The sequence below is a fragment of the Treponema sp. R80B11-R83G3 genome (assembly GCF_054786115.1).
On sequence record NZ_BDHF01000189.1, the window covers coordinates 1 to 1,620 of the forward strand.

Annotated in this window: 1 protein-coding gene; it reads left to right on the forward strand. The window is 48.3% G+C overall.

The window, feature by feature from the left end; genetic code table 11:
* The coding region (locus ACYVRH_RS12470; protein WP_461257225.1) for a beta-galactosidase at positions 1–1,518 on the forward strand (1,518 nt) is incomplete at its 5' end.
* Positions 1,519–1,620: the final 102 nt, after the last annotated feature.

Consider the following 1,620-nt stretch of genomic DNA (forward strand, 5'->3'; position numbering starts at 1 on the left):
TTATTGCATGGGGGCGAATATAACCCGGAACAGTGGTTAAAATGGAAGGATACAATCTGGAAAGAAGACATGCGGCTTGCAAAGATCGCCGGCGTGAATACCCTTTCGGTGGGTATTTTCGCGTGGGCCGCCCTTGAACCGTCTGAAGGCGAGTACCGTTTTGAATGGCTTGATGAAATTATGGATATGCTGGCGGAAAACGGAATGGCCGCAGTCCTTGCTACGCCTTCAGGATCGCGTCCCGCGTGGATGGGGCGGAAATATCCTGAAGTATTACGGGTAAACGGAAACAGGCAAAAAAATCTTTATGGGGAACGGCACAATCACTGTATGTCTTCCCCCATTTACCGTGAAAAAACGTCGGCAATCAATACCCGTCTCGCCCAACGTTATAAAGAACATCCCGCTTTGGCGGTATGGCATATTTCCAACGAATACTCAGGCGAATGCCATTGCAATTTGTGTCAGGAAAATTTCAGGAGTTACCTAAAGAAACGCTTTGGCGGTTTGGACGCTCTTAACGAAGCGTGGTGGAACAGCTTTTGGAGCCATACGTATACAGATTGGGCGCAGGTGGAAAGCCCCAGCTCGTTAGGTGAAACCAACGTTCACGGCCTTAATTTGGAATGGAAACGCTTTTGTACGGAGCAGATTGTCGATTTTTATTTAAATGAAACGGCCCCGTTTAAAAAAATTACCCCTGATGTTCCCTGTACAACTAATCTTATGTCTGGCTCTACCGGCGTAGACAATTTCCGCCTTGCGCACGTGCTGGATGTTGACGCTTGGGACAGCTATCCTGAATGGACCGGCACGGAAAAAGATATTGAAACTGGCGCGTTGTTTTCGTTTTACCATGACATGAACCGTTCGGCTAAAGGCAAGCCTTTTATGATGATAGAATCTTGCCCTACCGCGACAAGCTGGCGGCCTGTGGCAAAACTGCATCGGCCAGGCGTGCATATGCTCCAGTCAATGCAGGCTGTAGCGCACGGGGCGGATTCCGTGCAATATTTCCAGTTTCGCAAGAGCCGAGGTTCCAGCGAGAAATTCCACGGCGCCATTGTTGACCATGAGGGATCGGAAAACACCCGCGTCTTTAATGATGTGGCGGAAGTCGGCAAACGCCTTGCAAGCATGAATGATATTGCCGGAACGTCAACCCCGTCGGCGGTAGCAATAATCTACGATTATCAAAATCAATGGATATTGGACGATATTAAAGGATTACAGCAAAAAAATAACAAGTACAAGGAAACCGTTGTCAGCCACTATCGCTCTTTCTGGCGCATGGGCGTATCGGTTGACGTATTGGATTCCGCCGGTAATTTTAACGGCTATGATTTAGTCGCGGCTCCAATGTTGTATATGTTGCGCTCGGGTTTTGCGGAAAAAATTACCGCATTCGTACAGGCGGGCGGAACTTTTGTCGCCACTTATATTACCGGTTACGCCGATGAAAATGATCTGTGTTTTCTTGGCGGTTTTCCTGGCCCGTTGAAAGAAATTGATTCCTGAAAACATTGACTGGGATGCCGCTCACGTGCTGTTTGAGGGAGGCAAGGCGCCTTTCTGTATGACAGGCCCTTGGGCGTTAAATCGTTTTAAAGAAGCTAAAGT